This window comes from Parasphingorhabdus sp. W113 (assembly GCF_055693205.1).
Genome location: NZ_CM146328.1, coordinates 172,499 through 198,532 on the forward strand (window position 1 = coordinate 172,499; position 26,034 = coordinate 198,532).

Genomic DNA, 26,034 nt, shown 5'->3' on the forward strand with positions numbered 1-26,034 from the left:
CAATTTAATGTTTCCATAAAATGATCATGTTCAATTAATAACCAAGTGTCAACGAAAAAACCTGGAGCGAGGATTATGAAACCAATTTCAGCAGACTCCCATGTGGTAGAGGGACCGGGTGTTTTCACCGGGTTGAGCGACAAATATGGCGATGAGGCACCAAGAATCATTCACAATGAAGGTGGCGGTGACTTCATTAAAATTCCGGCCAACAAGGATTCCGGAACCAATGTTGGCGCAATGGCTCTTGCCGCTGCCCGACTTGATCGGGAAACAGAGCTTGAGCGAAAAGAAGGGCATAAACCCAATGCGGGAACGATACTCGACAAGGAAATTCAGGCCTATCTCAACGGCGGTTACTCTGCGCTGCGCCCAGGTTTGACCGATGGTTCTCGTCGCGGCGAGGATCAGGATATTGACGGACTGGAAATGGAGTTTCTCTATCCCGGCTATTTTGCGATGTTCAGTATTCCCAATGTCGAACTGCTGATTGCTCTCCAAAAAAATTATAATGATTGGCTCTTCGATTTCTGCGGCAGATCCGGCGGACGCCTTCAAGGGATTGCAGCGCTGCCGGTTCAGGATCCAGCGGCAGCAGTGATCGAGTTCGATCGTATCGCGAAGATGGGATATAAAGCTGCGATCATCCCCAGCAATGCTCCCGAGGGGAAACACTATTTCGACGAAGAATATGATCCTCTTTGGACCCGGGCAGCCGAAACACAGATACCAATTTCCATGCATGTCGGCTGCTTTTCCCATATCCCGCAATGGGTCAAGGATATGGCGGGCCGTGATATGATCGCGACCTATGGGAACACGGCTTCAATGATACAGGAAACCCTGGTCGAACTGATGGTGCGCGGTGTTTGTGAACGCCATCCATCCGTCAAATTTGTAGTCGCGGAATTCAATGCTGGCTGGATTGCCTATTGGCTGGATCGTATCGACCAGGGGTGGCAGCGTGAATACGGCAAGAGCCTGAGCGGCCCGGAATATAAACCCGTCGCAGAGATTTGGCATCGCCAGTTTTATGCGACGATTGAAGATGATCAGGCGGCCTTGAAAACAGCCGATATGATCGGCGAAGACAATTTGATGTGGGGATCAGACTATCCGCATACGGACTCAACCTGGCCCTGTTCAACAGAAGTGCTGAATGAAATGTTCGTAGGTCATTCGGAGCAACTGAAACAGAAAGTAATCCGCGACAACGTTAAGTCATTGTATAATTTATAGGACACAAACATTCGAAAAGAATGAACAGGAGTTGGATATAGTAGCTTACAAAAAGCTTCTGCGAAATTGATGTCTGCGTTCATTCAGTTCTAAACCCTTGCTCAATCAGCCAAAATGAAGGAAATACTTATGGCCAATGCAATCACTGGTAAACCACCCATTCTCGATCGTGAATTTGCTGAAAAATTCTTGGTCGCCGTTGATCGCCCTCTAGATTACGGCGTTTATCACCTTATCAACGATTGGTGGGAAGTGGCTACACCGGAAGCTGTGGATGCTTATATGGAAGAATTTCATGCCATCCCTGGCGCGGCCGAATTCCTCAAAGAGCGATATATTGCTGAACCGATGACTGTCGAGGGTTTGAAAGACTATGCGCCAGGCACACTGGGTGCAGCCTATCGTGACTTCGTTGTAGACAATGATCTGCTTCAGAATTTTGCCGTCGATTCTCGCGCATATCTCAATGATCTCAAAGCCTCCGGCAAGCTGAAACGTATGCCGGAAGAGATGGCATATATGTCGATCCGCGGTACACAGTTGCACGACTTTATGCATGTTCTCACCGGTTATGGTGCTACCGTTTTGGGAGAGCTTGCACTGGCGTCATATTATCTCTCTCAGATGCGAAGCCCTTATCACGCCATTCGTCTTGCTGTGACCATGGCACATACCGCGTTCGTTGCACCGAAAGGCGTAACCCCATCGATGGATGCCTTTGTGGACGGCTGGTATTATGGTCGTAATTCGAACAACATAAATTTTGAGAAATGGGAAGAGCGATTGGAAGAACCGCTTTCAAATCTTCAGTCAGAAATGGGCCTGCGCCAAATCGCCAAAGCCGCTTGATATTATATTGTTGGTCCAAATAGTGGCGCTTATCCAGAAAACGACTGCGTAATTCCTGCTTCCACAGTTTTGGATTTGAATTGGCCATTTTAGTATCCCACCATAACTTTTAGTATCCCACCATAACTTGCTGGTTTAAGATTCCAGGCATTGAATCCGTTGTTCGCCGCCCCTCCAGAACCGGCATCCAGTCGTAAAGATATGCTGGTGCAGAATTATTAAGTCGAACTGCAAAAACAGCGACTTACAGCTTTAGGCTCAAGTCGACTCCTAGTGATGAATCTAGAGCAAAAGATGATCCAGTATTTGCGCGCTACGGTGACAGTCGCAAAAGAAAGGCCAACCACCTTGAATTTTGGCATGCAAGGCTTTTAAGTATTTGTTTGGCCTGTCTATTCAGAATTATTTGAAAACCATCGATTTTTGATGTCCGCTTTTGCGCCCAAAGCAGGCAGCACCGGACAGTCCGCAATCGGCCCAATTGCCGCCTGTCTGAATTGCGCCCCAGTTTCGGTCATTCCAAACTGAGTTTTCAGTACCACAAAGCAGACAGTCGAGAGATCTTTTCAGGTTCTTCAGCTCCAGAACAATTCGGTATTTCATTTTCGCATTGGATCGAAATAATAACGAAAATCATCATGAGAAAGCTTACTAAAGCTTCTTGTGCATTTTATATACCTGCCTAAAAACGATGGTTGAGTGTCTTACACCATTGAGGGGCATCGATTTTTTATGAATCGCGAGGACAATCTGACAAAGTCTAGCAGCCTCTTGGGCAGGTTGGCGCACGAGATCAAAGTGAAGAACGCAGCGGGATTGTTCGATATCAATCGGGTGGCAGAAGACTTTTACGTTCCGATTCTGTCCATCTTATTCGATTGTCAGGAACTACAAAATCAGAACCTGATAACGTACAATTTTCCTGCGGTCGATTTGGGATGTGATGCCTCGAGAGTCTCAATTCAAGTGACCTCGGAGGCATCTAGCGGAAAAATCATAAAGACGCTCGAGCTGTTCAAAAAGTACAAGCTGAACGATCGTTTCGACACGGTTTACGTACTGGTTCTGACGGAGAAACAAAGCGGTTACAGCTCAAAAAAGTTGAAAGAGAAAATTGCTGAACTCCCCATAACCTTTGAACCTGAAGACCACATAATTGACTACAGGGACCTTGCTGCAAGGTTGGGCTCGCTGGAAAGCGAGAAGATCCAATCGATCGCTGAAATCCTGACAAACGAATTTGCGAAACAGGACGCCAGCCTATCATTCCGCGACGAGCTAGAAAACTTCCTCACCGTTGCTCAGTCGAAAATCGAATTTGAGAAGAAGTCGAAGAAGTATATTCCGTCGATTTTCATCGAGACAAGTTCAGTCAAAGAGCAGGCGAGATTCTTCGCGCATCCGCTCTTCTTTCACAGAAAGATAACGGAGAAACTTTCGGACCTGAAGCTGGAAGAGCTGAACAATTTGCTACGCCTTGCTAAGCAAGAGCCAGTCGAAGAGTTGCCTAAGATAGCCACTCTTGCTTCCAACCCCACAAACTTGGATAAACTGTCCGAAGCACTTCAGAGCGAAGCAAAGGCGCTGCAAGCATTGCGATCCAAGATCGCACCAATGAGCATGGATCGGGGCTCCGCGGAGAGGTATGAGCCTACGGAGGACGCTGATGCTTATAGTCGGATTTGGAGGTATCCGGTCGAGAGCCGCGCATATGGCTTTAATCGTCGATTAGACGACCTCCTGGAGTTCATCGATTTGGGTCGAAAGAAGTTCCTTCTTCTCACAGGAATGGCTGGTCAGGGCAAGACCAACTTCGTCTGTGATCTAATTGAAAACATGTTTCGCAAGTTTCAGATTCCCTCGATCTTCATTCCAGCGCGTGAGCTGAATGGCTACGCAGGCCCAGCGCGAATTTTTGATTTCATTGCCAACAATCGGTATGCTCCAGACGCCCAAAACCTCCATGGGCTCCTCAAGTTATTCGATGAAGTCGCTAAAGAGAACGGTATGCCGTTCATCATTGTCGTTGACGGCATAAATGAAGTTTCGGAATTTTCGGAATTTTCTAAGCAAATCAATGGTTTTTTGGGTTCTGTCGCACAGTATGACCACATCAAAGCGGTCATCACATGTCGAAGCGAGTTTTTCGATCAACGGTATGCGTCGATGCTTCAACAGGATTTCTCAGATCAGATATTCCATGTGGAGAATCTCCGATCTGAGATGTCAGAAAAACACAAGGATCGCCTGATTGAGGCGTATTTCGACTACTTTAGAATCGCTCTGACCCTCGGCCAGGAAGCGTTGGACTTTTTGCGCAATGACCTGCTTCTGCTGCGCATTTTCTGTGAGATCGAGGAAGGTGCAATGGCGCGCTTTGTCCCAACGATCTACAAGGGAGACGTCTTCGAACGCTTCTTGCTTCGAAAGGTCGGAGAGTTTGAAGATCACCTGAGCGCGCAGGTCGTCCCGGTCCTTCATAAAGTCGTATCAGAAATGCTGCGGCTGGAGAGTTTCAGCAACCTAAGCACGTCCACTTTTCACTCGTCTGAGGCGTTAATAATTGAAAGGCTGATCGCCGACGATATCATTCTTCGCAGCGAGCTGCCTGAACCCTCACTTGCAACCGCTGGTCAGCAGAACATCTCGTTCACCTATGACGAGCTGCGCGATTTCATCCTAGCCCACTACATCGTGATCGACTTGGCGGAAGAAGATCTCAATGAAGTTGATTCGATATTAGCCAAGTTGGCAGAACTACAGGTTCGAGAAGGAGTCTTTCGCTACACCTACATACTTGCCCGGAAGTACGGGAAGGCAAACCTTGTTCAACTCTGCGAGGCGCAGCCTGATTTTGCTCAGCATTTCGTGAACAACATCGAGTTGATAAGTCCCGAAATGCAGGATGACACAGACAGAGACAGGGTTAAAGATATTCTGAGCGCCCAAAAGAACGCCCACGATGTACGTGTTATCGCGGCGTTCCTGTTCCATCGGAGAATTCCAACTGAAATTCTAAACATCAACATTCTCGTAGATCATATTAACGCTCTGGACGACGACGGTTGTCGCGCCTTTTTCGCGACCATTTTCGCGGACGGACATTGGCACTCGCAAAATGACTGGCGACGAAGGATAGGTAGGATTGTGTCGGAATACCTTGAGCGAGTAGAGGAGAACTTCCCACCGAAGGACATGGGCTTGCTCACATTCATGCTTCAAATTTCTGGCTATGCTGATTGGGAGTTTTTGGAACCGAACCGCAATCGATTTGCATCGCTGGTGTCTAAAGCGGAGTTTCATGCACAGCGCGACTATCTCACAAATTCTCGTTCAAGTGTGATCGTCAATAACGTGGCGGAAATTTGGAACGTTTCCGCATGAGAAGCTGGGAGGAAATCGAACTCGTAGTCGCTACGTCTTGGCAACCGAATGAGAACGATTTTCTGGGGAGGCTAAAAATTGAACCTGGAGGAATTGGAGCACAGTTTTTTGAGGGGGCCTTCGCCTGCCTCTTCTCCGATTCAATCAACGCCAAGCTTGAATTCGAGCAGTACTATTCAGTAGAATACGGGACCCTAGAACGCTATCTTGAAGGCCGGTACGGTATTGTCTTGGGTAATGATGACCTTGAGAAGGAAAACATCTTTCTTTGCACTTGGTTATCTAGCGCGCTAGATAAGAACTACGATGATAACCAGTTTGAAAACGTGATGAAGTGCATCCACGATTTGGAGGGCGAGAATGAAAGTCAAAGTTGATTTCGTATCGAACAGCTCATCAACCTCCTTCGTGTATATTTCTGAAGGTGACCTTGAGAAAGAGGATTTCTTCAAAGCGTCGGGTGTAAGCCCGGACAGCCCAGTTTCGGAGCTGTTCAGCCAAATGTTCTATGAGCTTTCCTCGCGGATCCAAGAAGGCACCCCTCTTAGTTCGGTTGAGGAGATTGATGGCCTTGATGAGCGTCACGAATTTACAGCGGAAACCATCGAAAAAATGAAAAATGCCGTATCTAACGGCCAAAAGGTAATAGTTTCTAAGCTAAGCAGTGAAAACAATCTCCCTGAGATGATGATGTGCACTTCGATATTCGAGATTGAATCGGACAAGTTCCACATCAACGCTTATTCAAATTACTGGTAGGGAAAAATGCTGAAAGCGAACAGATACCGCAGCCTAGGTTACTCTTCCTTTTTTGATCAAGACTCGGGCTTCTTCGCTCGAGTGCCGGACGATGGGAAACCTGAGCCATTCTGGTCTCCGCACGGTCCGGAGTTGATGGATATATCGATTACCAACTGGTGCGATATGGGTTGTACGTTTTGCTACAAGTCCTCGACTAAGCGCGGATCACATATGTCAATTTCTGACTATAGGTCAGTTATCGACCAAGCCGCCGAAATGGGTACATTTCAAGTCGCACTCGGTGGTGGCAATCCCAACCAGCATCCCGATTTCGTTGAGATGTTGGAGTACACACGTTCGAAAGGAGTCGTTCCAAACTATACGACCAACGGTCGTGGCCTAACCAAGGAAATTATCGAGGCAACCAAAATGTACTGCGGAGCGGTCGCGGTGTCTGTCTACGAGCCATTCGACGAAGCTGCGAGTGCCATTCAAATGCTGACAGCGTCAGGTATTAAGACAAATGTGCATTTCATATTGGACGCCTTCAGTATCGACACTGCAATTGAATGGCTCAAGGTTCCCCCAGAATTTCTCTGTCCGGTCAACGCACTCATTTTTCTGAACTACAAGCCTTCAGGGAGGAAAATTTTTGAGGAACGGATGCTCAGAAATAGTACTAGGCTTGACGAATTCTTCTCACTCGCGACCTCCCCCGAAGCAAAGCAAAAAGTTGGCTTCGACGCCTGTTGTGTTAGCGGGCTTTTTGCTCGAACGGATGCAAACATTTCACTTGTCGACGCTTGCGACGCAGGTCGGTTTTCTCTTTACGTTTCCGAAGATATGCGAGTCTACCCTTGCTCTTTCCAAGCTGCGCTTGCTGATGGAGACCTGTTGGACGAAGGCACAAGCCTGCATGACATTTGGATTAACTCGGAAAACGTCGGGTCATTCAGAAGTTACTTTGCGTCTGATCGATGCGGGGGTTGCTCACATCGATCCACCTGTATGAACGGTTGCCCAATCTTTGATGATCTTGTGGTTTGCGGCAATCGCTAATCAAACTCAATCGATCTTTCGAACACAATTAGTCAATTCGCATAGATCGCCGAACGGGTCCTTCGTGTGCGCTCCGCCAAAGACTAGTTATCCACTTGAATACCTTAATAGTGGACTGTCCGCCCTCGGCCCACAAAACGACAACGTACCCTGTCAGTCGAAGCGGCAGTCTTTTGCCCTGTTTCGGCCACATCGACATTACTATTGGTTAAAGCTGCTCTCGGAAAAAACCGTCGATACAGTTGCAAGTTTCGGACGCTTAAACCCTTTTCACTTACTTTTGTCATCCAAAAGGACATCCCTTTCATCGACATAAACACGCCCCTGTCCGGATGATGCCTGGACAGCAACCCGCGCATCTTCAGGGCCGTGTTGCATTGCTATGCAATGCTGCCCGCACCACCCCTTCGAGCGGGGTTTCCCTCATGTTCATTCGGTGCAGTCCAGACCCCAACCGGACCTTTCGGGGCTTAGTCAAAGGGATGGTCCCTTGGACGAACAAAATTGCTTCGAAAGGAAATTTAACATGAAAAATTCAGTCACACTCGTCGGCTTCGTAGGCAACGATCCAGAGGTTCGCGAAACAAAGTCAGATGCAACGATTACCACCATCTCGTTGGCCACCACACGCAGCTTCAAGGACAGCGAAGGCGAACGTCAGCAGGAAACAGAATGGCACCGGATTACCTGCTTCAATGGTATCGGAAAGTGCGTTGCAGACCATGTCACCAAAGGAGCCATGATAATGGTTACGGGACGTATCCATTACACCAAGTGGACCGATCAAAACGACATCACCCGTTACGGCTGCGAGATCATCGCCGAGAAGGTTGATTTTCTGTCCAAAGCGAAAGCTAAATCTCCCGACTAATCGCAACTGACATTGCAACTTTCCGAGGCCCGGTAGCGTCCGCTACCGGGCCTTTCATTTGTTCAATTAGTCAAAAAATAAAAACGGTCGTTTCGGAAATACGAAACGGCAATTTCTCCATTGGTATTCCACCATCAAACCGCGCCGCAGTTTGCATGAATAAAATGGCCATTTGTTACCAGAAGACGATCCTATAGAATTAAATCCTGATATCAGATTTGACAGACCTTTACCTCCGGCCAGTCATCATTTTGGATTTCGCTTATCCCGATTTGGCTTCCGCAACATTGTTGTCGATTAAGGCCAATTGGTCGCCAGAGCGCAAAAAAGTGCAATATTTCAGACAATATTTTATGGAACTCAAACGCCCGTTGGGCTAAAAGACCGTGCGCAATGGTGCGCAAATCTGTCAGAAAACGGAGAACAATATGAGCGGGAAAAGGCTGCCGAGCTGTGGACAAAATCAGTGCACACCGTACGCGAGGGGTCGCAGGGTAGTTTTCGTTAGTTCTCTGCGGGTTTCAAGCCGAAATTTCGGGCGTGTCAATTCCTATTTGGATGTAAAGCAAGCCCAAAAACACCATTTGCATCCAAATTGGACCGGCGTAACTCATTTAATTATATAGTTTAATTTTGAACCGCTCATGTTTGTGTGGCAATTTACATCAGCAGTGCCAGTCGAAGTCAGAACCCAGCTTCTTATTCCCTAGGAAATTAGAAAATAGCGCTTCTGAAACGCGTCCTTTAGCACACGCGCAGACTGAAAACGCGTAGAGGTAATACTTAAGATATGGCTCTGCGTTTTATGCCAGCCAAAAACACAATCGACTGATGAATGATATGAGCGGGGAAGGAAATTATGAGCCGCTTTGCCCGAACCGAGGCCGGAGTATTGTCGCTCCGTCGCGAAGTTGATCTAGATAATCAGACCACCATTGCATCATCTCGACGCGCTCATCCCAATAATTTCCACGATTGTAGATGCCTCTCATGGCGTTGCTGTCACCGTGAGCAAGAGAGCGCTCAATAGCGTCAGGATGCCACTTCCCGCTTTCATTGAGCAAGGTTGAAGCGGTGGAACGGAATCCGTGTCCAGTAACCTCGTCATGCCCATAGCCCATTCTCCGCAATGACTGGTTGATAGAATTCTCACTCATGGTTTTGAGATGGGAACCGAGACCTGGAAACATGTTGTCAAATCCGCCGCTATGTACTTCCAGTTTGCGTAGAAGCCCAACGGACTGTGTGGATAGCGGAATTGCGTGTACGCGGCGCATTTTTGTTCGTTTGGCAGGCACGCTCCAAATCGACTGCTCCCAATCAATCTCCTGCCATTGGCCAAGCCGCATTTCGCTCGGACGAGTATATATGTGAGGGAGCAGCTTCAGAGCGATTTTGACAATGGGACTGCCGCCATAGTTTTCGATATCGCGTAACAGCTGACCCAATTTCTCCGGCTCCAATATTGCGGCATGGTGCTTCACTATTGGTGCAGACAGTGCTTCACCCAATAAGGCCGCAGGATCGGTCTTACAAAGTGCTGAGGCAACCCCATGACGAAAGACACGGCTAGCAACCGAACGTGTTCTGTGAGCCGTTTCGCGGTGGCCACGCCGTTCGATCTTTTTGAGAACTTCCAATATCTCCGCTGGCTCAATATCGGCAATGGGCCGATTGCCTATTGTTGGCAGAAGATGCGAAATGCACCAACGCGCCTTATTGACCGTTCGCTCTGCTCTGCCATTGTTCACCATGCGAACCGTCAGGAAATCTTCTGCTACGCTGGCAAAACTATTATTGGCATTGATCCGCGCCACACGCTTGCGCTTTTTCTTTTCTGCCAAAGGGTCGATATCTTCCAGAACCAAAAGGCGCGCATCGTCACGTTTCTTTCGTGCCTCGGCCAATGAAACTTCGGGCCATGCGCCAAGCGCAAGCCGCTTCTCCCGCCCCAAGATGCGATACTTATACCTCCAAAGCTTTGATCCATTTGGAAAAACTTCCAAATACAAGCCTTTTTCATCGCTTCTGCGATAGGGGGTATCGGATGGCTGTAACCCCCTAATTTGTGCGGCTTTGAGAGACATTTGGGGGCATGACCTTTCTGTTAGGTGCTTCATGCCCCCAATCATGCCCCCAGACGCGTGGGATGTGGGGGCATAACGCGGGACAAAGCAGGAACATTCAAAAGGTAGTATTAGCCCAAAAATGGCTGAAAAGCAAGGCTTTCGGGATGTTTTGGGATGGAGTTCTGGTGCCGCTTAGAGGACTCGAACCTCTGACCCCATCATTACGAATGATGTGCTCTACCACCTGAGCTAAAGCGGCTGTTAGGGATTTGTTGGCCCTGCGGTGCAACACTCCTTTAACGACCGGGCGTTTAACAGCAGGCTGGCGGTCTGACAAGCCTGCGCAGCGCTTTCGGTCACGCAGCCCGAAAATCCGGCGCTGGATGCAGAATTTCCGCCGATCTTTACGAGATGTTTACCATATCCGCTGCACAACGGTGTTGAAACGTGAGAAAAAGTGGGACCTGGAATGGAAAATCTTCGCAATTCAGACGGCAGTACGGGATCGGATAGCGGTTCGGAAACGGACTATATCGCCTATGAAGATAACGCCGAAGCCGTAGAGCCACCGCCAGCAATTGGTCAGGACGAGCGCCGGATGCACGTGCGCGCCTATAATTTCTGGGCCGGGTTGCTGGGCGATCGCCAGTTCCCGAGCGTCGAAGATCTCAACCCGGAAGCCGATGATGATTTCGGACCGAACAGCGTATTGCTTGATTTCACCAATGGCGTCGAAAACCCGACCATCCAGTTTCTTGGTCAGTCGCTGGGCGAAGAATGTGGTCTGGACGAAGGTATTACCACCATTGATGAAGTGCCGGCCCGGTCTTTGCTGTCGCGCATTACCGACCATTATCTCCAGATTATCGCCAATCAGGCCCCGATTGGTTTCGAAGCGGAATTTGTCAACCAGCGCGGCGCAACAATCATGTATCGCGGGATATTACTGCCCTTTTCAACCGATGATGACACGATCGATTTCATATATGGTGTGATCAACTGGAAAGAAGTGGCGGTTGACGCCTTTGCCCAGGATCTTGAAGATCAGGTTTATCAGGCCATGCGATCGGCACCCGAAAAGACAGAAACCGGTCCGATCTGGGCCGATGGTCCAATTGCGGAACCGCTCGAGCTGACCGCAGATGCTGTCGTCGACAGCGATTTTGTCGCGGAGCCCGCGGATCAGGACGCGACGGGTGACGATGATTATGGCGTCGATGACGGGGCTACCCGAATCGAGGATTTCGTCGATTTGCCGGACGAAAATGCACCGCTCGCCGATTGGCTGGTTGCGGCGCGGAACAGCGCCGACAATGCGGCCCATTGCGAGCAGCGGAGCCGTGCCGCGCTTTATGAAGCGATTGGCAAAGCCTATGATTTCTACCTGATGACCGAAGCCCACCCGGAGGATTATCAGATCCTGCTCGAGGATTCGGGCATGAAGGCTCAGGAACGCGCGCCGATGACGCCGATTGTGAAACTTATTTTCGGAGCGCAATATGACAAGACCCGGCTGACCGAATATGCCGCCGCGCTGCGCTTTGCGAAGCAGACCGGCGTTGCCAAGGGTGCGTTTGCCGATCTGCTCGAGAAGCATGATGGCGGGCTCAAGGCGATTGTCTATGCCGAGCGCGAAGCGCGAAAATCCCAAACCCGAGTGTCCCCGGTTGAAGACCAGGCCGATGTCGTTCTCAACCGGCTGCGCAACGCGCCAAGTCGCGATCTCGCCGATATCGATACAGGCGATGCTGAATTTGTCGTGCTCGTTGCGCGGCGTGAGGATAATGGCAGTCTGGCGATCGTTGGACCGGTTGTCGGCGACCAGAAGCTGACCGACAAGGCGCTCAAGCATACCAGCATCTGACGACGATCCATTGCGGTCGCCTTGCTTGACACGCGTGATATAGTGGTTTCATATGTAACCAATATATCACGGAGGATGAAGAATCTGGAGCGTCACCACCGGTTGTTATCGGAACGCCCTTGAGCCGCGCCGCCATTCGTCCCATACCATAGTCATAGACGGAAATTTGCCCGCCTGATTCTATTGGGGGATCCATGACTGGTAGCCGCAGCAAGACAACCGCTCGCACGTCCGATGCGTCAGCGCACAACACGCTCAGCAAAAATCTGAACAATGCTTTTCAAGACAGCGCCTTGCCGGGCGAGAATATCGGCTTTGACAAGGACGCATGCGCCAAGGCGGTCGAATTCGCTCTCGACTGCGGGTCCCTGCGACCGGACAATGATCCCAAATTGCTGATGGAAAGCGTCAGTGGTGCCAACGGACACCGCTATATGCGCCTGGCTATCGTGAATGACGACATGCCGTTTCTGGTCGATTCCGTCTGTGCAACCATTGCCGGTTTCGGACTCGATATCGAGCGCCTGATCCACCCGGTTATTGGCGTGAATCGCGACTCAGACGGTCGGCTGACGGCGATCCATAGCGATGCCGAGGATGGCGAAAAACGGGAATCGATCATCTATATCGAACTTGAGCGCACGGAAGCCAAAGTCCGACGCGCTCTCGAACAGGCATTGATCAAGAATCTCAAGGATGTCTGTGCGGCGGTTACGGATTGGCTGAAATTACAGATCGCGCTCGGGGATGATGCTGACCGTTTGCCGGAAGGAGAAGGCACGGCGCTGTTGCGGTGGTTCCTCGATCGCAATTTCACATTATTGGCGCATGAGACCCTTGGCCCGAAAGGTGAGCGGACCGACATGCTCGGCGTTGCGCGGATGCGTGAGCGACCAATCCTGTCTCGGGAAAGCCAGAATCGGGCCTTTAAATGGTTCAAAAACGGTGGTTATTCACCGTTGATTCTGAAATCCAATCAGATATCGACCGTCCATCGCCATGTGTTGATGGATCTGATCGTGGTCCCGCTGCGGGAACAGGACCAGGTGACCGGATTGTCGATCACGGCCGGCCTGTGGACCAGCGCTGCGCTGGCCGCGCCGCCCGAAAAAGTGCCGGTGCTGCGCTCGCAAATGACCCAGCTGTTCGACAAGTTCGAATTTGCTGCCGCCGGCCATGCGGGCAAATCCCTGACTCACGCGCTGACCGCCTTGCCGCATGATCTGCTGATCACATTTGGCCAGGATGATCTCGAGCGGCTGTCACTGATTTCGATGTCGCTGATCGATCGGCCCCGGCCCAAATTGCACAGCGTCATGTCGCCGCTCAACCGGCATCTTTTCGCCTTTGTCTGGCTGCCGCGCGAACAGCTGAACACCGAACGGCGGCAGAATATCGAAACGCTGCTCACCGATGCTACCGGTGCCAGGATTTTGAGCTGGTCCAACACGCTGGGCGAGGGTGGCATATCATCGCTACGCTATACGCTCGACATGGGCAAGGATGGTCAGATCCCCGATCCGGATGTGCTCGACCGCAAGCTGGAAAGCATGATCCGTGGCTGGCGCCCGGAAGTCGAATTGCATCTGGGTGAGGCCGGTTTTGAAAGCCGCGCTGCCATCTTGGCCCAGCGCTATGCGGACTGTTTCCCGACCATCTACCGGACAACCTATGGAGCCGAAGAAGCGGCGTCTGATATTGCCCGGCTGTTCCAGCTCGAACGGGGCGGCCAGAAATCCACCCGGCTTTACAAGCTGGATAGCGATGCCCCGCATCTGCTGCGTCTCAAGATATTCCATCTTGGCGGCGTGTTGCCGTTGTCCGATGCGGTGCCGACGCTGGAAAATTTCGGTTTTACCGTGCTCGAGGAAATGCCCACGCCGCTCGACAATGGCCGGCTGGGCTATATTCACGACTTTCAGCTTCAGCTGCGCAATCCGGAATCGCGCGATGGTCTGATCGCCCGGGCAACTGAGATCGAAGCGGCGATCACCGATGTGCTCGAAGGGCGCTCGGAAAATGACAGTTTCAATCAACTGATCACCGCGACCGGCATCGATGCCCAGTCGACGGTTTGGATCCGCGCCTGGTTTCGCTATCTGCGTCAGACCGGTCTGTCCTATGGGATTGTCACAGTGGTCGAGGCGCTGGCCGAGGCCAGTGACGTAACCCGGGCTTTGATTGCGTTGTTCGAAGCGTGGCACGACCCGGAATTCAAGGGTGATCGTGCGGCTGCGGCAGCGCAGGCGATGAAGAATATCGACCGCGGCCTGATTCAGGTGCACGGCATTGATGATGATCGCCTGTTGCGGCTGTTCCGCGCTGTGATCAGCTCGATCTTGCGCACCAACGCATTTGCATCGCACGCCGATACAGCGCTCGCCTTCAAAATTGAAAGCGCACAGATTCCGGACCTGCCAGCACCCGTGCCGTGGCGTGAAATCTTTGTTTACAGTCCGCGAGTGGAAGGAATCCACTTGCGCGCGGGTCCGGTCGCCCGGGGTGGTTTGCGCTGGTCCGATCGGCGCGACGATTTCCGCACCGAAATATTGGGCCTGATGAAAGCGCAGCGCGTGAAAAATGCCGTCATCGTGCCGACCGGTGCCAAAGGCGGTTTCTACGCCAAGCAATTGCCGCCGCCGGATGACCGGGATGCTTTCCTGGCCGAGGGCGTTGCCTCTTACGAGATATTCATCCGCTCGCTCTTGTCGATAACCGACAATATCAAGGACGGAGAGGTCATCCCGCCAAGCAAAGTCGTGCGCCGCGATGAGGATGATCCCTATTTCGTTGTCGCCGCCGACAAGGGTACCGCAAGCTTCTCCGACATCGCCAACAAGATTGCGGTGGAATCGGACTTCTGGCTGGGCGACGCCTTCGCCAGTGGCGGTAGCAATGGTTATGATCACAAGGCCATGGGCATTACCGCGCGCGGGGCCTGGGTTTCGGTGCAGCGGCATTTCGCGGAAATGGGGGTCGATGTCCAAAAAGACCCGGTGACCGTGATCGGTGTCGGCGACATGTCCGGCGATGTGTTCGGCAATGGCATGCTGCTGTCGAAAGCGATCCAGCTGGTTGCCGCCTTTGACCACCGTCATATATTCATCGATCCCAATCCCGATGCGGCGGCGAGCTGGAAGGAACGCAATCGTCTGTTCGCGCTGCCGCGGTCGAGCTGGGATGACTATGACAAAGACCTGATATCCAAAGGGGGCGGGGTGTTCTCGCGCCAGTCCAAGACGATCAAGGTGAACAAGGAAATCGCCAAGCTGCTCGATTTGCCGGACCGCGAAGATATCGCGCCGTCCAAGCTGATCAGCGCGATCCTGAAGAAACAGGCGGACCTGCTGTGGTTTGGCGGTATCGGCACTTATATCAAGGCGGCGAGCGAAAATCATATCGAGGTCGGCGATCCGGCCAATGACCAGATCCGGATCAACGCCGAGCAATTGCGCGTCAAAGTGATTGGTGAGGGCGCCAATCTGGGGATTACCCAGGCGGCCCGGATCGCCTTTGCCGGACAGGGCGGGCGGATCAACACCGACTTTATCGATAACAGCGCGGGTGTCGATTGCTCGGATAACGAGGTCAATATCAAGATCGCGTTGAACGCCGCGATGGCGGCCGGAAAACTGAAGCCGGCTGTCCGCAACAGCTTGCTCGAAACCATGACCGACGAAGTCGGGGCGCTGGTTCTCGAAGACAATCGGCTGCAGGCGCTCGGCCTCTCGATCGCCGAAAGCGGCGGCAAGAAGACATTGCCGTCCTATGTCCATCTGATCGAACAGTTCGAGGACCAGGGGCATTTGAATCGCGCTGTGGAAGGGCTCGCCAGCAACGAGGACCTGATGCGCCGGGCCCAGGAGGAACGCGGTCTTGACCGGCCCGAACTGGCGGTGCTGATCTCCACCGCCAAGCTGGTGTTGCAAGAGGCCATCGAGAATAGCGACCTCAGTGACGATGCCGGTCTCGACAGTGAAATGCTTGATGCCTTTCCATCCGGCATGCGCAGCAAGCATCAAGACGCGATCCTGCACCACCAGCTGCGCAAGGAAATCATCGCCACCAAACTCGCCAACCGGATGATCAACCGTCTCGGTTTGATCGATCCATTTGAATTGGCAGAGGAAGAAGGCTGTTCGCTCGGCGAAGTGGCCAAGGCCTTCGTCATGGCCGAGCGCCTGTTCGACGCCGATCAGCTTTGGACCGCATTGGAAAACGCGAAAATCGGCGAAGATATTCGCCTCGTCCTGTTCGACCGCTTGGCCTATGTGTTGCGGTCGCACATGGCGGATCTGATGCGAATTGGCCTGTCAGGCGGAGCGATTGATGAAGCCGTCGAAATGTTGACGCCGGGCATTCAGCAGCTCGATGACAATGTCGACCGGCTGATCACCGACGAAGGGCAACTGGAAGCAACCAAGCAGATGCGGCTTCTGGTCGAAGCGGGTGCAACCAATGAGATTGCGCTGAAAATGGCCAATATTTACAAGAATGATGGCGCTGCCGGCATCGCCTTTCTCGCGAAAATCCGGGAGATTGACGCGATCGAAGTGGCTGGTGCCTTCACCAAATTGGGAAGCTTGCTGGGCCTCGACTGGGCGCAGATGACGGCGACGCGGATCAATCCGTCAGACCCGTGGGACCGTTTGCTTGTCGCGGGGCTGGCGCGTGATTTCCAGCAGATGCGGCTAGATTTCCTCCGGCGCGCGCGCAGCGAGGATATGGCGCAGTTTCTCGAGACCTGGGTGGAAAAAAATTCCGATCGCGTGCGGCAGTTCCGCAAGATTGTCGATCGGGCGCATCTGTCACCCCGGCCTTCGATAGCGATGCTCGCCCAAATTGCCGGGCAGGCGCGGATCTTGCTGACCCGCTAGACGAAGCGGCAGCGGTCCGGCGGTTTGGCTATATCCAATAGCCGAGCGTATGCAGGGTCACGCCGACCAGCCCGCCGACCAGCGTGCCGTTAACGCGGATATATTGCAGATCGCGACCGACCGCATTTTCAACCCGGTCGGTAATTGTCTGGGCGTCCCAACTGCGGATCGTGTCCGACACGAGCTTGACGATATTGTCCCCATAGCTGGCAACAACACCGGTCACCGCGCGGCGCGCGAAACGATTGAGCTGTTTGTTGAGCAACGGATCTTTCTGCAGACTATTGCCCAATTGGACCAGCGCCTCTCCAAATTGACCGGCCATGGCGGCTTCCGGATCGCGCGACGCCTTGAGCAGCGCTTCACGGCCGGTCTCCCAGAGGCCATCAATCCAGTTGGCAATGGCCGGATTGTCGATCATTTCGAGCTTCCACTCATTCACGCGCTGGCGCAGGTCCGGATCGCTCTTCAGTTCTTCGGCCAGTTCGGCCAGGCTTTCGGCGGTCTTGGCGCGCACCGGATGGTTCGGATCTGCGGCCATGTCAGCCAGCAGCTTGTAGAGGCCGTCGACCACTTCATTGGCAAGCCGGTCATCCAGACCGGTCCAGCGCATCACCGTATTGGCGCGGTCGTGGACGATGGTCCGGATAATATGTTCGTTGGTATCGAGCGTCCGGTAAGCCCATTTGATGGTGGAATCGATCAACGGACCATGGCGATTCTCGGCCATCACGGCTTCGAGTATCTGGCCCATGGGTGTCGCCAGATCGAGGTCACGCGCCTGTTTCTTGACCGCGCCCTTGAACATGCTGCCGAGCCGTTCCTGATCCAGCGATCCGATAATGTCACCGATCACCCGCGACGCCCCGGTCCGCAGCCGCCCTTCACCGCCGCTTGGCGCCTTGAGAAACCGCCCGACCCCGCCGGCAAAGTCGACGCCATACATGCGCTGGGCGACAATTCGCGAGATCAGGAAGTTATTCTTCAGAAAATGCGCCAGCGTTTCGCCGATCCGGTCCTTGTTGCGGGGAATGATTGCGGTGTGCGGGATCGGCAGACCCATGGGATGCCGGAACAGCGCGGTGACGGCGAACCAGTCGGCTAGTCCGCCAACCATCGCCGCTTCGGCAAAGGCGCGGACAAAACCAAGCGCCGGGTGGATTTCTTCATAGGATTTGGCGGTGAAATAGACGATGGCCATGAACACCAGCAACCCGGTGGCGATGATCTTCATGTCCCGGCCGGCATTGTTGCGATCGGGGGCGAGATGGCTTGGCTGCACCCCTGCGTCAGCGGCAGGCGTCGATATGGCTGTGGATTCTAACCTCTTCACTCGGCTGGCTGAATCCCGTTTCTGGCCTTGTCTTCGGCATCATCACCAGGCTTGTAGGTCAGCATGCGCTGCCGCAGCCATGGGCCGACGCGGCGTTCAAAGCCATCTGCCAGGCTGAAGCCGGCGGGCACAATCACCAGGGTGAGTATTGTGGAGACGATCAGGCCGCCGATCACAACCGTGCCCATTGGTGCGCGCCAGGCGCCATCACCGGACAGCGATAGCGCGGTCGGCACCATCCCGGCGGTCATCGCCACCGTGGTCATCACGATCGGCTGGGCCCGCTTGTGGCCGGCGTCCATGATCGCTTCGAATTTCGGCACGCCGTTCTTCATTTCCTCGATCGCGAAGTCGATCAGCAGGATCGAGTTTTTACTGACGATACCAAGCAGCATCAGCACGCCGATCAGCACCGGCATCGAAAGCGGTTGACCGACCACCCAGACCAGGAAAATACCGCCCAGAGGCGCCAGCGCCAGCGAACCCATATTGACCAGTGGCGACATCAGCCGCTTGTAGAGCAGCACCAGTGTCGCGAAGACCAGCAGGATACCCGAAATCAGTGCAACGATGAAGTTGACCGCCAATTCCTGCTGCCATTCGTCCTCGCCAAATGGCGCATTGGAAACGCCAGTAGGCAGATTTTTCATGATCGGCAGATTGTTAATGGCCTTCATCGCCTCGCCTTTGATCACGTCAGGAGCGAGGTCGGCACCGACAAAAGTCCGGCGGTTCTGGTTATAGCGTTGAATCGTGGTCGGACCGGACCCAAAGCTGACCTTGGCGACGCGGCTTAGCGGAACCGTACCGCCACTGGAAGTCGGGATCGGCAGGTTTTCAATGGTTGTCAGATCGGTGCGCGATTCTTCCGGCAGCATGACCCGGATCGGAATTTGCCGGTCAGACAGCGAGAATTTGGCTGCATTTTGATCGATTTCACCCAGCGTCGCGATGCGGATCGTCTGGCTGAGCGCGGCCGTGGTGACGCCCAGTTTGGACGCGAGGTCGCCATATGGCGTGATGAGGATTTCCGGGCGACTGAGATCGGATGCGATCCGCGGCGCGGTGATCAAATTGATGCCCTTCATCTGTTCGACCAGTTGCAGCGCGGTGTCATCGAGCAGCGCCGGGTCCGAGCCGGTCAGCATGATCGAAATGTCCCGTCCGGTTCCGCCGCCGCCGCTTTGCGACTGGAACGAAATCCGGGCGTCAGGGATTTTCTGCAGCAGGGGCGCCATGCTGCGTTCAAATTCGATCGACGTTTTTTCGCGCTCCTCCTTGAAGTTCACAAAGACGGTCGCGTTGGTTTCGCGCACGCGGGTGAGTGCCCGGTCGACTTCGGGTTGCTGGTACATCAGCTCCGAAACCTGATCGGCAATTTTCTCGGTCTGCTGCAGGGTGGTTCCGGGAACCACTTCAATCTGGACGCGGCTGGAATCCTCGTTGATCGTCGGCTGGAACTGGGCTGGCGTGATCGCAAACAACACAATTGTGATGCCGAAGGCCAGCAAGCCAATGCCCATCAGCCAGATGCGGTGATCCAGGAATTTGGCAACAAAGCGCCGTCCGCGTCCTCCGCCTTCAGCATATTTCTTTGCCGCGGTCTGATCGAGGCACCATTCGAGCAGGACCATATAGCGGTCCATCCATTTGCCTTCACCATGTTCGGCGTGGCCTTTGGATTTCAGGAAATAAGCAGCCACCATCGGTGTAATCATACGCGCAACGGCGAGACTCATTAGCACCGAAATCACGACGGTAATGCCAAAATTCTTGAAGAACTGACCGGAAATGCCGGGCATCAGCCCGACCGGCAGGAAAACCGCCACGATACAGAAAGAGGTTGCGACCACCGCCAGGCCGATTTCATCAGCGGCGTCAATTGATGCCTGATAGGCGGATTTGCCCATGCGCATATGGCGCACGATATTCTCGATCTCCACAATCGCATCATCAACCAGCACCCCGGCGACGAGACCCAGCGCGAGCAGGGACAGGAAGTTCAGGTTGAACCCCATCAGGTCCATGAACCAGAAGGTCGGAATGGCGGACAGCGGAATGGCAATCGCCGAAATCAGTGTCGCACGCCAGTCGCGCAGGAACAAGAAGACGACGACAACCGCCAGCAGCGCGCCCTCGACCATCGCGGCCATCGAGCTCTTATATTGTGTCTTGGTATAGTCCACGCTGCTGCCAAGCCGGATAAACTCGACGCCGGGATTTTCTGCCTCGATCTGATCCATGATCTCGACAGCGGTGTCGTAAACCGTCACGTCGGATGCGCCGCGGGCGCGGGTCATCGAGAAGTTCACCACTTCGACGCCGCGCACCTTGCTGATCGAACTGCGCTCGCCAAAGGAATCCTTGACGTCCGCAACATCGGCCAGCTTGATCGTCTGGCCATTGCCGAGCGATATCTGGGTCTGGGACAGCGCATAGGCATCTTCGGCATTGCCAAGGACACGTACCGATTGCCGCGTACCGCCCACTTCTGCGCGTCCGCCAGCAGCGTTGATATTCACCTGCCGCAAGACGGTGTTGATTTGATTGGCCGTCACACCGAGCGCCTGCATCCGGGCCGGCTGCAAGATCACGCGGATCTCGCGGTCAACGCCGCCAAAGCGATCAACTTCGGCCATGCCCTGAACCGTCAGCAACCGTTTCGCGACCGTATCGTCGACGAACCAGCTCAGCTGCTCGACCGTCATATCGTCGGCTTTTACGGCAAAATAGGCAATCGGCCCACCGACCGCATCGACCTTGGAAATCTGCGGTTCCAAAATGCCGTCGGGCAAAGAGCCGCGGGCCTGATCGACCGAATTCTTGACTTCGTTGACCGCGTCATTGACGTCGGCTCCAATTTCAAACTCGACAAAGGTCCGGCTGCTGCCTTCACTCGCGGTGGAGCTGATATTCTTCACCCCGCTGATCGAGCGGACCGCAGCTTCAATGCGCTGGGTGATCTGATTCTCGATTTCGGTTGGCGCGGCGCCTGGTTGAGAAATCACAACCCGGACCGCCGGAAATTCGACGTCGGGATTGTTGACCACGTCCATCCGGTTGAAGCTGAGCAGGCCAGCCAGCAACAGGGCTGTGAACAACACCAGCGGAATAACGGGATTGCGGGTGGACCAGGCAGAGATATTGCGGAGATTCATGATTTACTCTTTCACGCCGCCTCTTCGGTCTCGGTCGGGCTGGCTTTGGGTGCGCTGCCCTTCTCCACCGTCGGATTGACCGTTTGTCCGGGGTTCAGGAAACCGCCTGCCCGCAACACAACCCGTTCATTGCCCTCAATGCCCGAGCTGATGGACAGGCCAGCGGACGACACCGAACCAATTTCTACATCACGGCGCTCAACCTTGTTGTCCTTGCCGACCACGTAGACAAAACTGCCCTGACTGTCGCTTTGAACAGCGGATTCAGGCAGCACGGCTGCTTCGGAGCTGCCGCTCCTGATCCGCGTGCTGGCAAATCCGCCGGGCCGCAAGGCGCGGTCATAGGCGAGGGCTATTTTGGCAATGCCCTGACGGGATTGCGCATCAATCATCGGTGAAATCTGCCAGATCTGGCCATCGAGTACGCGGCTGGTCCCAACCGGGATGACTTCGGTGGATGTGCCCACCGACACTTGCGCCAGATCGCTCTCGCTCAACTGCGCCTGAAGTTCCATCTCGCCATTTTGCGCGATCCGGAACAGCACGCCGCTGCCTGCGCTGACCGTCTGGCCAACTTCGACATCGCGCTCGAGCACCAGGCCGCCTTTGGGCGCAATGATGTTGAGGAACCGGTTGCGCGCGCGCGCTTCGCCCAGCTGGGCCTGGGATACGCGCAATTGCGCGGCGCTCGAATCGCGGGTCGCGGTCAGACGGTCAATATCGGCCTTTGAGATAAAGCCCCGCTCAACCAGTTGCAGCGACCGATCAAGGTTGGTCTGCGCCAGATTGAGGTTGGCCTGCGCGGCGGACACCGAAGCTTCAAGCCGCGCCACTTGCTGATTCTGTACCGAGCGATCGATGCTCGCCATGATCTGTCCGGGCTTGACCCAGTCGCCGGCCTCGACATGCACGCGCGTGACGCGTCCGCCTTCACCGACCACGCCGACAGGAATTTCCCGGCGCGCAGCCAGAGTTCCGGTCGAATTGATCGTGCGGGCGACATTTTGTCTGCCCGGAATGATAACGGTCACGGCTGGCGCCTGCCCGCCTTCTTCCGCCGCTTCTGCGGCAGCCCCTTCGCCGCCACCCGGCAGAAACTGATAGGCAATGAAAGCCAATATCACGACAATGGCCACGGCAGCAGCGATGATCAGCCGGCGCTTGTTGCGTCCCTGTTCCTCACTGTCACTTAATGACGAACCGTCGACATCGTCTCCGGAAATGGTCGATTCATAATTCATACGCGCTCTCTTCCGCCCGGCCCATACCGTATTTTCGTCGAGCAATATACCAATTATTCAACCAAATCAGGGGAAAGCCGTAGTTTTCAATGGCACTGTGTTATATCAATAAATCACTCACGACAAGCCCTTACATTTGGGCTCGCTCCTTGTGGATTAGGCGATAGCGTCAGCGCGCGCGCGCGAAAAGTCCGAATTGCCACAAAAAACCCGGCCCGCGCGGCGGACCGGGTTCAAATTTTTGGGTCAGAGCCTGTCGGCTCAGCGCTTAGCGAATACGCCCGCGCTTGATCAGATTGACGATGCCCAAAAGGACAACCGCGCCACCAAAGGCGACGAGCAAGGTCATCGGGCTGAACGGCGCGTCGCGAAGATTCGATGTGCCACCGGTGAGAAAGCTGAACAGCCAGCCGCCGAGCATCGATCCGACGCAGCCGACGACGATATTCCAGAAAATGCCCATGGACGCGTCCCGGCCCATCACCATGCTGGCGAGCCATCCGATGATTCCACCCATGACGAGTGCGATGATGAAATTGATCATATTATCCTCCTGATACACTATACTGGCCGGATCCCCGGCTATGCCGCCCCTAATATACAAAACTGGGAAACAGGCCAGAAAATGTTCAAAAAAACCGGTCTGGACGTTCGTGAGAAAAGATAGGCGACAGCGCGGTTTGACCGCCAAGGATATCAGATTGCAGCGAGAAAAATGGGCGATTTCCTGGGGCGGTGGCACGCCATCCACCGCGCCTGAGGCAAGTGTCTTCGAACAGAATTTATGATATACGAACAGCATGCAGGTTCGAACGGGCAAAGCCGCAGAGGAAATCAACTTAGCCATCGCCGTTGACGAGCGTGAAACGGGTACGGGCGACCGCGCCAGCTACATTCGTGCGATCGCCGAACGAGGCGGTTTGACATTGGCGTTTGAACGCGGACAGGGTGTTGGTTTTTGTTGCTGTGACAGCAGCTATTTCTTTGAAAAGCCGTTTGTTTCTCTGCTGATTGTCGCCGAAAATGCCCGAAGATTGGGGTTTGGGCGTGCGTTGATCGAGTCCGTCGCGGATGATCACCGCGAAGTCTGGACATCGACCAGCAGATCAAACACAAACATGCGCAATTTATTGCAAAAAGAGGGCTGGCATTTCTGCGGAACACTGGATGGGCTGGACGGCGCGCCATCCTTTTGAAGGTCAGGCCTTCCTTGCACCATGCACAAAAAAGACCCTGCGGATCGCTCCGCAGGGCCTGAAGGATGGCAATGAAATCGGTCGGATGATCAATATTTCTGCTGACGCTCATAGAGGTCGCGATAATGCTGGATGCGGGTAACCCGCAGACCGGGCATCCCGGACCGGTCCACCGCGCGCTGCCACGAAGCAAATTCCTCGAGCGACAGGCTGTACCGATCACAAACCTCGTCAACGGTCAGCAATCCGCCATTGACGGCTGCAACAACTTCGGCCTTGCGCCGGACAACCCAGCGGGTCGTGCCTGGCTTTGGCAAGTCATCCACGGTCAGTGGCTCACCCAAAGGTCCGACAACTTGTGCAGGTTTAATTTTTTGGTTCTCGATCATACTACCCTCAAATTTGCCTTGCGGCTTTTGCTGTTCACCGGATGTTTTTACATCTCTAGCTACTGGGCTTTTCAAACTACTAAATCACCAAGGTAAACAGCGCGTTCATATTTGACTCGTTGCCGTCTCATCTGGTGTGTCTTCACTGGTCTCACCGGTCCAGAAATGCCCTCTCGCATCGCCGCGCCGGTCGTTGGGAAAGAACGTCTTCGATAGCGCCTGGCCGGCAAACAGCCGGATGCGGTCGTCCAAAGCGGTGTCATTTTCTGCCGCCTCTTCAAACCAGCCGTCCCGATCAGCCACGACCGCACGGGCCGAGTATGACAGCGACTGGCGCGCGCTGGCATGCGCCACAAGCGCGTTCAGCCGTTCGCCTGCATCACCATCATCGCTGGTGCCGTCTGCAGTCAGACTCTTATGTGGGAAGTTCATTTCCATAAACGCGGTTCTAGCGCCGAAGATATAAACTTACGTAAAGGCGGCGTTCACGCGGTCTTAGGACTGGTTAAGCAAATCTTCCGGTGGAACCGGGCTTTCGTCCCAATATGAACCATATTCGGAAATATGGCGCACGAACCGCTGCATACTGGCGCTTCGGGCGCTTGGCGGTTAAGGGGATGTCCATGACAGAAGAACGAATCAAGGGTGATTTTCAGCTCGGCGACGATCTGACCGGCAAGCGCATCGTCGTGGCGATGTCCGGCGGAGTCGATTCGAGCGTGGTCGCCGCCCTGGCCGCTCGCACCGGTGCGGAGACTATCGGCATCACCCTCCAGCTCTATGATCATGGCGAAGCCGTGGGCCGGGCCGGGAGCTGCTGTGCCGGACAGGATATTCGCGACGCCCGGGCGGTGGCCGAGAAACTGGGTATCGCGCATTATGTGTTCGACCATGCCAGCCGGTTCCAGGAATCGGTCATGGATGTGTTTGCCGATCAATATATGGCCGGCCGCACGCCGATTCCCTGTGTGCAGTGCAATATGGGCGTGAAATTTACCGACCTCCTCAACCTGTCGCGCGAGCTGGGAGCGGATTGTCTCGCCACTGGCCACTATGTCCGGCGGATCATGGGGCCTGACGGGGCCGAATTGCACCGGGCGATCGATCCGGCGCGCGACCAGAGCTATTTCCTGTTCGCGACGACCAAGGATCAGCTCGACTATCTGCGCTTTCCGCTCGGCGCCATGCCCAAGGCCCAGGTCCGCGAGATTGCCGAAGAGATGGGACTGGCGGTTGCGTTCAAGCCCGACAGCCAGGATATCTGTTTCGTGCCCGATGGCGATTATGCCAAGGTCGTCCGCAAATTGCGACCCGACGCCGATGATGGCGGCGAGATTGTCCATATCGACGGCACCGTCATGGGCCAGCATAAGGGGCTGATCCATTATACTGTGGGCCAGCGCAAGGGTCTGGAAATTGGCGGACAGGCCGAACCGCTTTATGTGATTCGTCTCGAACCGGAAACCAAGCGGGTGTTTGTCGGGCCGAAGCAGGCGCTGGCGGTAGCATCGGCCAGCTTGCGCGACATCAACTGGATTGGCGGAGATTTTGAGGGGCCGATGCAGGTCAAGGTGCGCTCAATGGCGAAGCCGACTCACGCGCGCCTCGAAGAGGGTAAGCTGCGATTCCACAATCCCGAATATGGGGTCTCGCCGGGTCAGGCAGCGGTCTTCTATAACAAGGAGCGGGTTCTCGGCGGCGGCTGGATCGAAAAAACCGGAGCCGTGTCACAGCAATGGTTGGCCGCCGCTGCGGTCTGAGTTG

Annotated in this window: 18 protein-coding genes and 1 tRNA gene; 11 read left to right on the plus strand and 8 right to left on the minus strand. The window is 54.2% G+C overall.

Annotation, left to right across the window (positions count from 1 at the left end; all coding sequences use genetic code 11):
* The first annotated feature begins 75 nt into the window (after positions 1–75).
* The 7 genes from ACZ1GS_RS00760 to ACZ1GS_RS00790 all read left to right on the plus strand — a co-directional run bounded on the left by ACZ1GS_RS00760 (position 76) and on the right by ACZ1GS_RS00790 (position 8,143).
* A complete protein-coding gene (locus ACZ1GS_RS00760) occupies positions 76–1,239 on the plus strand; it encodes an amidohydrolase family protein (protein WP_472696601.1) in 1,164 nt (387 codons plus the stop codon).
* Between the two features lie 129 nt (positions 1,240–1,368).
* Positions 1,369–2,088: a Coq4 family protein gene (locus ACZ1GS_RS00765; RefSeq protein ID WP_472696602.1), complete on the plus strand. Its 720-nt coding sequence runs from the start codon at positions 1,369–1,371 to the stop codon at positions 2,086–2,088.
* 798 nt (positions 2,089–2,886) lie between these two features.
* Positions 2,887–5,472 carry an SMEK domain-containing protein gene (locus ACZ1GS_RS00770; RefSeq protein WP_472696603.1) on the plus strand — a complete coding sequence of 862 codons (2,586 nt, stop codon included), beginning with the start codon at positions 2,887–2,889 and terminating at the stop codon, positions 5,470–5,472.
* The gene (locus tag ACZ1GS_RS00775) at positions 5,469–5,849 is read left to right on the plus strand and encodes a hypothetical protein (RefSeq protein WP_472696604.1); all 381 of its coding nucleotides are present in this window, start codon (positions 5,469–5,471) and stop codon (positions 5,847–5,849) included. Before ACZ1GS_RS00770 ends, ACZ1GS_RS00775 begins: the two co-directional genes overlap by 4 nt.
* On the plus strand, positions 5,833–6,231 hold the full coding sequence (locus tag ACZ1GS_RS00780) for a hypothetical protein (protein ID WP_472696605.1): 399 nt from the start codon (positions 5,833–5,835) through the stop codon (positions 6,229–6,231). Before ACZ1GS_RS00775 ends, ACZ1GS_RS00780 begins: the two co-directional genes overlap by 17 nt.
* A 6-nt stretch (positions 6,232–6,237) precedes the next feature.
* A complete protein-coding gene (locus tag ACZ1GS_RS00785; RefSeq protein ID WP_472696606.1) occupies positions 6,238–7,272 on the plus strand; it encodes a radical SAM/SPASM domain-containing protein in 1,035 nt (344 codons plus the stop codon).
* Positions 7,273–7,798: 526 nt separating this feature from the next.
* On the plus strand, positions 7,799–8,143 hold the full coding sequence (locus ACZ1GS_RS00790; protein WP_472696607.1) for a single-stranded DNA-binding protein: 345 nt from the start codon (positions 7,799–7,801) through the stop codon (positions 8,141–8,143).
* 857 nt (positions 8,144–9,000) lie between these two features.
* Here ACZ1GS_RS00790 and ACZ1GS_RS00795 read toward each other — a convergent pair.
* The gene (locus ACZ1GS_RS00795; protein ID WP_472696608.1) at positions 9,001–10,230 is read right to left on the minus strand and encodes a tyrosine-type recombinase/integrase; all 1,230 of its coding nucleotides are present in this window, start codon (positions 10,228–10,230) and stop codon (positions 9,001–9,003) included.
* Positions 10,231–10,395: 165 nt separating this feature from the next.
* Positions 10,396–10,471, minus strand: a tRNA-Thr gene (locus tag ACZ1GS_RS00800).
* Between the two features lie 210 nt (positions 10,472–10,681).
* On the opposite strand from ACZ1GS_RS00800, the gene ACZ1GS_RS00805 reads away from it, so the two are divergent.
* Positions 10,682–12,076, plus strand: a complete 1,395-nt coding sequence (locus ACZ1GS_RS00805; protein WP_472696609.1) for a PAS domain-containing protein — start codon at positions 10,682–10,684, stop codon at positions 12,074–12,076.
* A 194-nt stretch (positions 12,077–12,270) separates the two neighbouring features.
* Positions 12,271–16,953: an NAD-glutamate dehydrogenase gene (locus ACZ1GS_RS00810; protein WP_472696610.1), complete on the plus strand. Its 4,683-nt coding sequence runs from the start codon at positions 12,271–12,273 to the stop codon at positions 16,951–16,953.
* Between the two features lie 28 nt (positions 16,954–16,981).
* On the opposite strand, the gene ACZ1GS_RS00815 is transcribed toward ACZ1GS_RS00810, so the two are convergent.
* The 4 genes from ACZ1GS_RS00815 to ACZ1GS_RS00830 form a co-directional block, all read right to left on the minus strand.
* Positions 16,982–18,187 (minus strand): DUF445 domain-containing protein, encoded by a 1,206-nt coding sequence (locus ACZ1GS_RS00815; RefSeq protein WP_472698044.1) that lies wholly within the window; start codon positions 18,185–18,187, stop codon positions 16,982–16,984.
* A 95-nt stretch (positions 18,188–18,282) separates the two neighbouring features.
* Positions 18,283–21,444 (minus strand): efflux RND transporter permease subunit, encoded by a 3,162-nt coding sequence (locus ACZ1GS_RS00820; RefSeq protein WP_472696611.1) that lies wholly within the window; start codon positions 21,442–21,444, stop codon positions 18,283–18,285.
* An 11-nt stretch (positions 21,445–21,455) separates the two neighbouring features.
* Positions 21,456–22,685, minus strand: coding sequence for an efflux RND transporter periplasmic adaptor subunit (locus ACZ1GS_RS00825; protein ID WP_472696612.1), 1,230 nt, complete (start codon positions 22,683–22,685; stop codon positions 21,456–21,458).
* Between the two features lie 268 nt (positions 22,686–22,953).
* Complete coding sequence (locus ACZ1GS_RS00830; RefSeq protein WP_472696613.1) at positions 22,954–23,229, minus strand: GlsB/YeaQ/YmgE family stress response membrane protein; 276 nt, start codon at positions 23,227–23,229, stop codon at positions 22,954–22,956.
* A gap of 256 nt (positions 23,230–23,485) precedes the next feature.
* Between ACZ1GS_RS00830 and ACZ1GS_RS00835 the strand changes: the two genes are divergently transcribed.
* Positions 23,486–23,881: a GNAT family N-acetyltransferase gene (locus ACZ1GS_RS00835; RefSeq protein WP_472696614.1), complete on the plus strand. Its 396-nt coding sequence runs from the start codon at positions 23,486–23,488 to the stop codon at positions 23,879–23,881.
* 89 nt (positions 23,882–23,970) lie between these two features.
* Here the strand turns inward: ACZ1GS_RS00835 and sciP are convergent, their stop codons facing one another.
* Positions 23,971–24,270, minus strand: coding sequence for a CtrA inhibitor SciP (gene sciP, locus ACZ1GS_RS00840; RefSeq protein WP_472696615.1), 300 nt, complete (start codon positions 24,268–24,270; stop codon positions 23,971–23,973).
* A 105-nt stretch (positions 24,271–24,375) separates the two neighbouring features.
* Entirely contained in the window at positions 24,376–24,702 is a 327-nt protein-coding gene (locus ACZ1GS_RS00845) for a hypothetical protein (protein WP_472696616.1), read from the minus strand.
* A gap of 191 nt (positions 24,703–24,893) precedes the next feature.
* Between ACZ1GS_RS00845 and mnmA the strand changes: the two genes are divergently transcribed.
* Entirely contained in the window at positions 24,894–26,030 is a 1,137-nt protein-coding gene (mnmA, locus tag ACZ1GS_RS00850; RefSeq protein WP_472696617.1) for a tRNA 2-thiouridine(34) synthase MnmA, read from the plus strand.
* The last annotated feature ends 4 nt before the right edge of the window (positions 26,031–26,034 follow it).

Coding starts and splice junctions, on each gene's coding strand:
- ACZ1GS_RS00830 (WP_472696613.1), bottom strand. CDS start 23,229: ATGATCAATTTCATCATCGCACTCGTCATGGGTGGAATCATCGGATGG.
- mnmA (WP_472696617.1), top strand. CDS start 24,894: ATGACAGAAGAACGAATCAAGGGTGATTTTCAGCTCGGCGACGATCTG.
- ACZ1GS_RS00785 (WP_472696606.1), top strand. CDS start 6,238: ATGCTGAAAGCGAACAGATACCGCAGCCTAGGTTACTCTTCCTTTTTT.
- ACZ1GS_RS00775 (WP_472696604.1), top strand. CDS start 5,469: ATGAGAAGCTGGGAGGAAATCGAACTCGTAGTCGCTACGTCTTGGCAA.
- ACZ1GS_RS00815 (WP_472698044.1), bottom strand. CDS start 18,187: ATGAAGATCATCGCCACCGGGTTGCTGGTGTTCATGGCCATCGTCTAT.
- ACZ1GS_RS00820 (WP_472696611.1), bottom strand. CDS start 21,444: ATGAATCTCCGCAATATCTCTGCCTGGTCCACCCGCAATCCCGTTATT.
- ACZ1GS_RS00795 (WP_472696608.1), bottom strand. CDS start 10,230: ATGTCTCTCAAAGCCGCACAAATTAGGGGGTTACAGCCATCCGATACC.
- ACZ1GS_RS00825 (WP_472696612.1), bottom strand. CDS start 22,685: ATGAATTATGAATCGACCATTTCCGGAGACGATGTCGACGGTTCGTCA.
- ACZ1GS_RS00810 (WP_472696610.1), top strand. CDS start 12,271: ATGACTGGTAGCCGCAGCAAGACAACCGCTCGCACGTCCGATGCGTCA.
- ACZ1GS_RS00845 (WP_472696616.1), bottom strand. CDS start 24,702: ATGAACTTCCCACATAAGAGTCTGACTGCAGACGGCACCAGCGATGAT.
- ACZ1GS_RS00790 (WP_472696607.1), top strand. CDS start 7,799: ATGAAAAATTCAGTCACACTCGTCGGCTTCGTAGGCAACGATCCAGAG.
- ACZ1GS_RS00765 (WP_472696602.1), top strand. CDS start 1,369: ATGGCCAATGCAATCACTGGTAAACCACCCATTCTCGATCGTGAATTT.
- ACZ1GS_RS00780 (WP_472696605.1), top strand. CDS start 5,833: ATGAAAGTCAAAGTTGATTTCGTATCGAACAGCTCATCAACCTCCTTC.
- ACZ1GS_RS00805 (WP_472696609.1), top strand. CDS start 10,682: ATGGAAAATCTTCGCAATTCAGACGGCAGTACGGGATCGGATAGCGGT.
- ACZ1GS_RS00760 (WP_472696601.1), top strand. CDS start 76: ATGAAACCAATTTCAGCAGACTCCCATGTGGTAGAGGGACCGGGTGTT.
- ACZ1GS_RS00835 (WP_472696614.1), top strand. CDS start 23,486: ATGCAGGTTCGAACGGGCAAAGCCGCAGAGGAAATCAACTTAGCCATC.
- sciP (WP_472696615.1), bottom strand. CDS start 24,270: ATGATCGAGAACCAAAAAATTAAACCTGCACAAGTTGTCGGACCTTTG.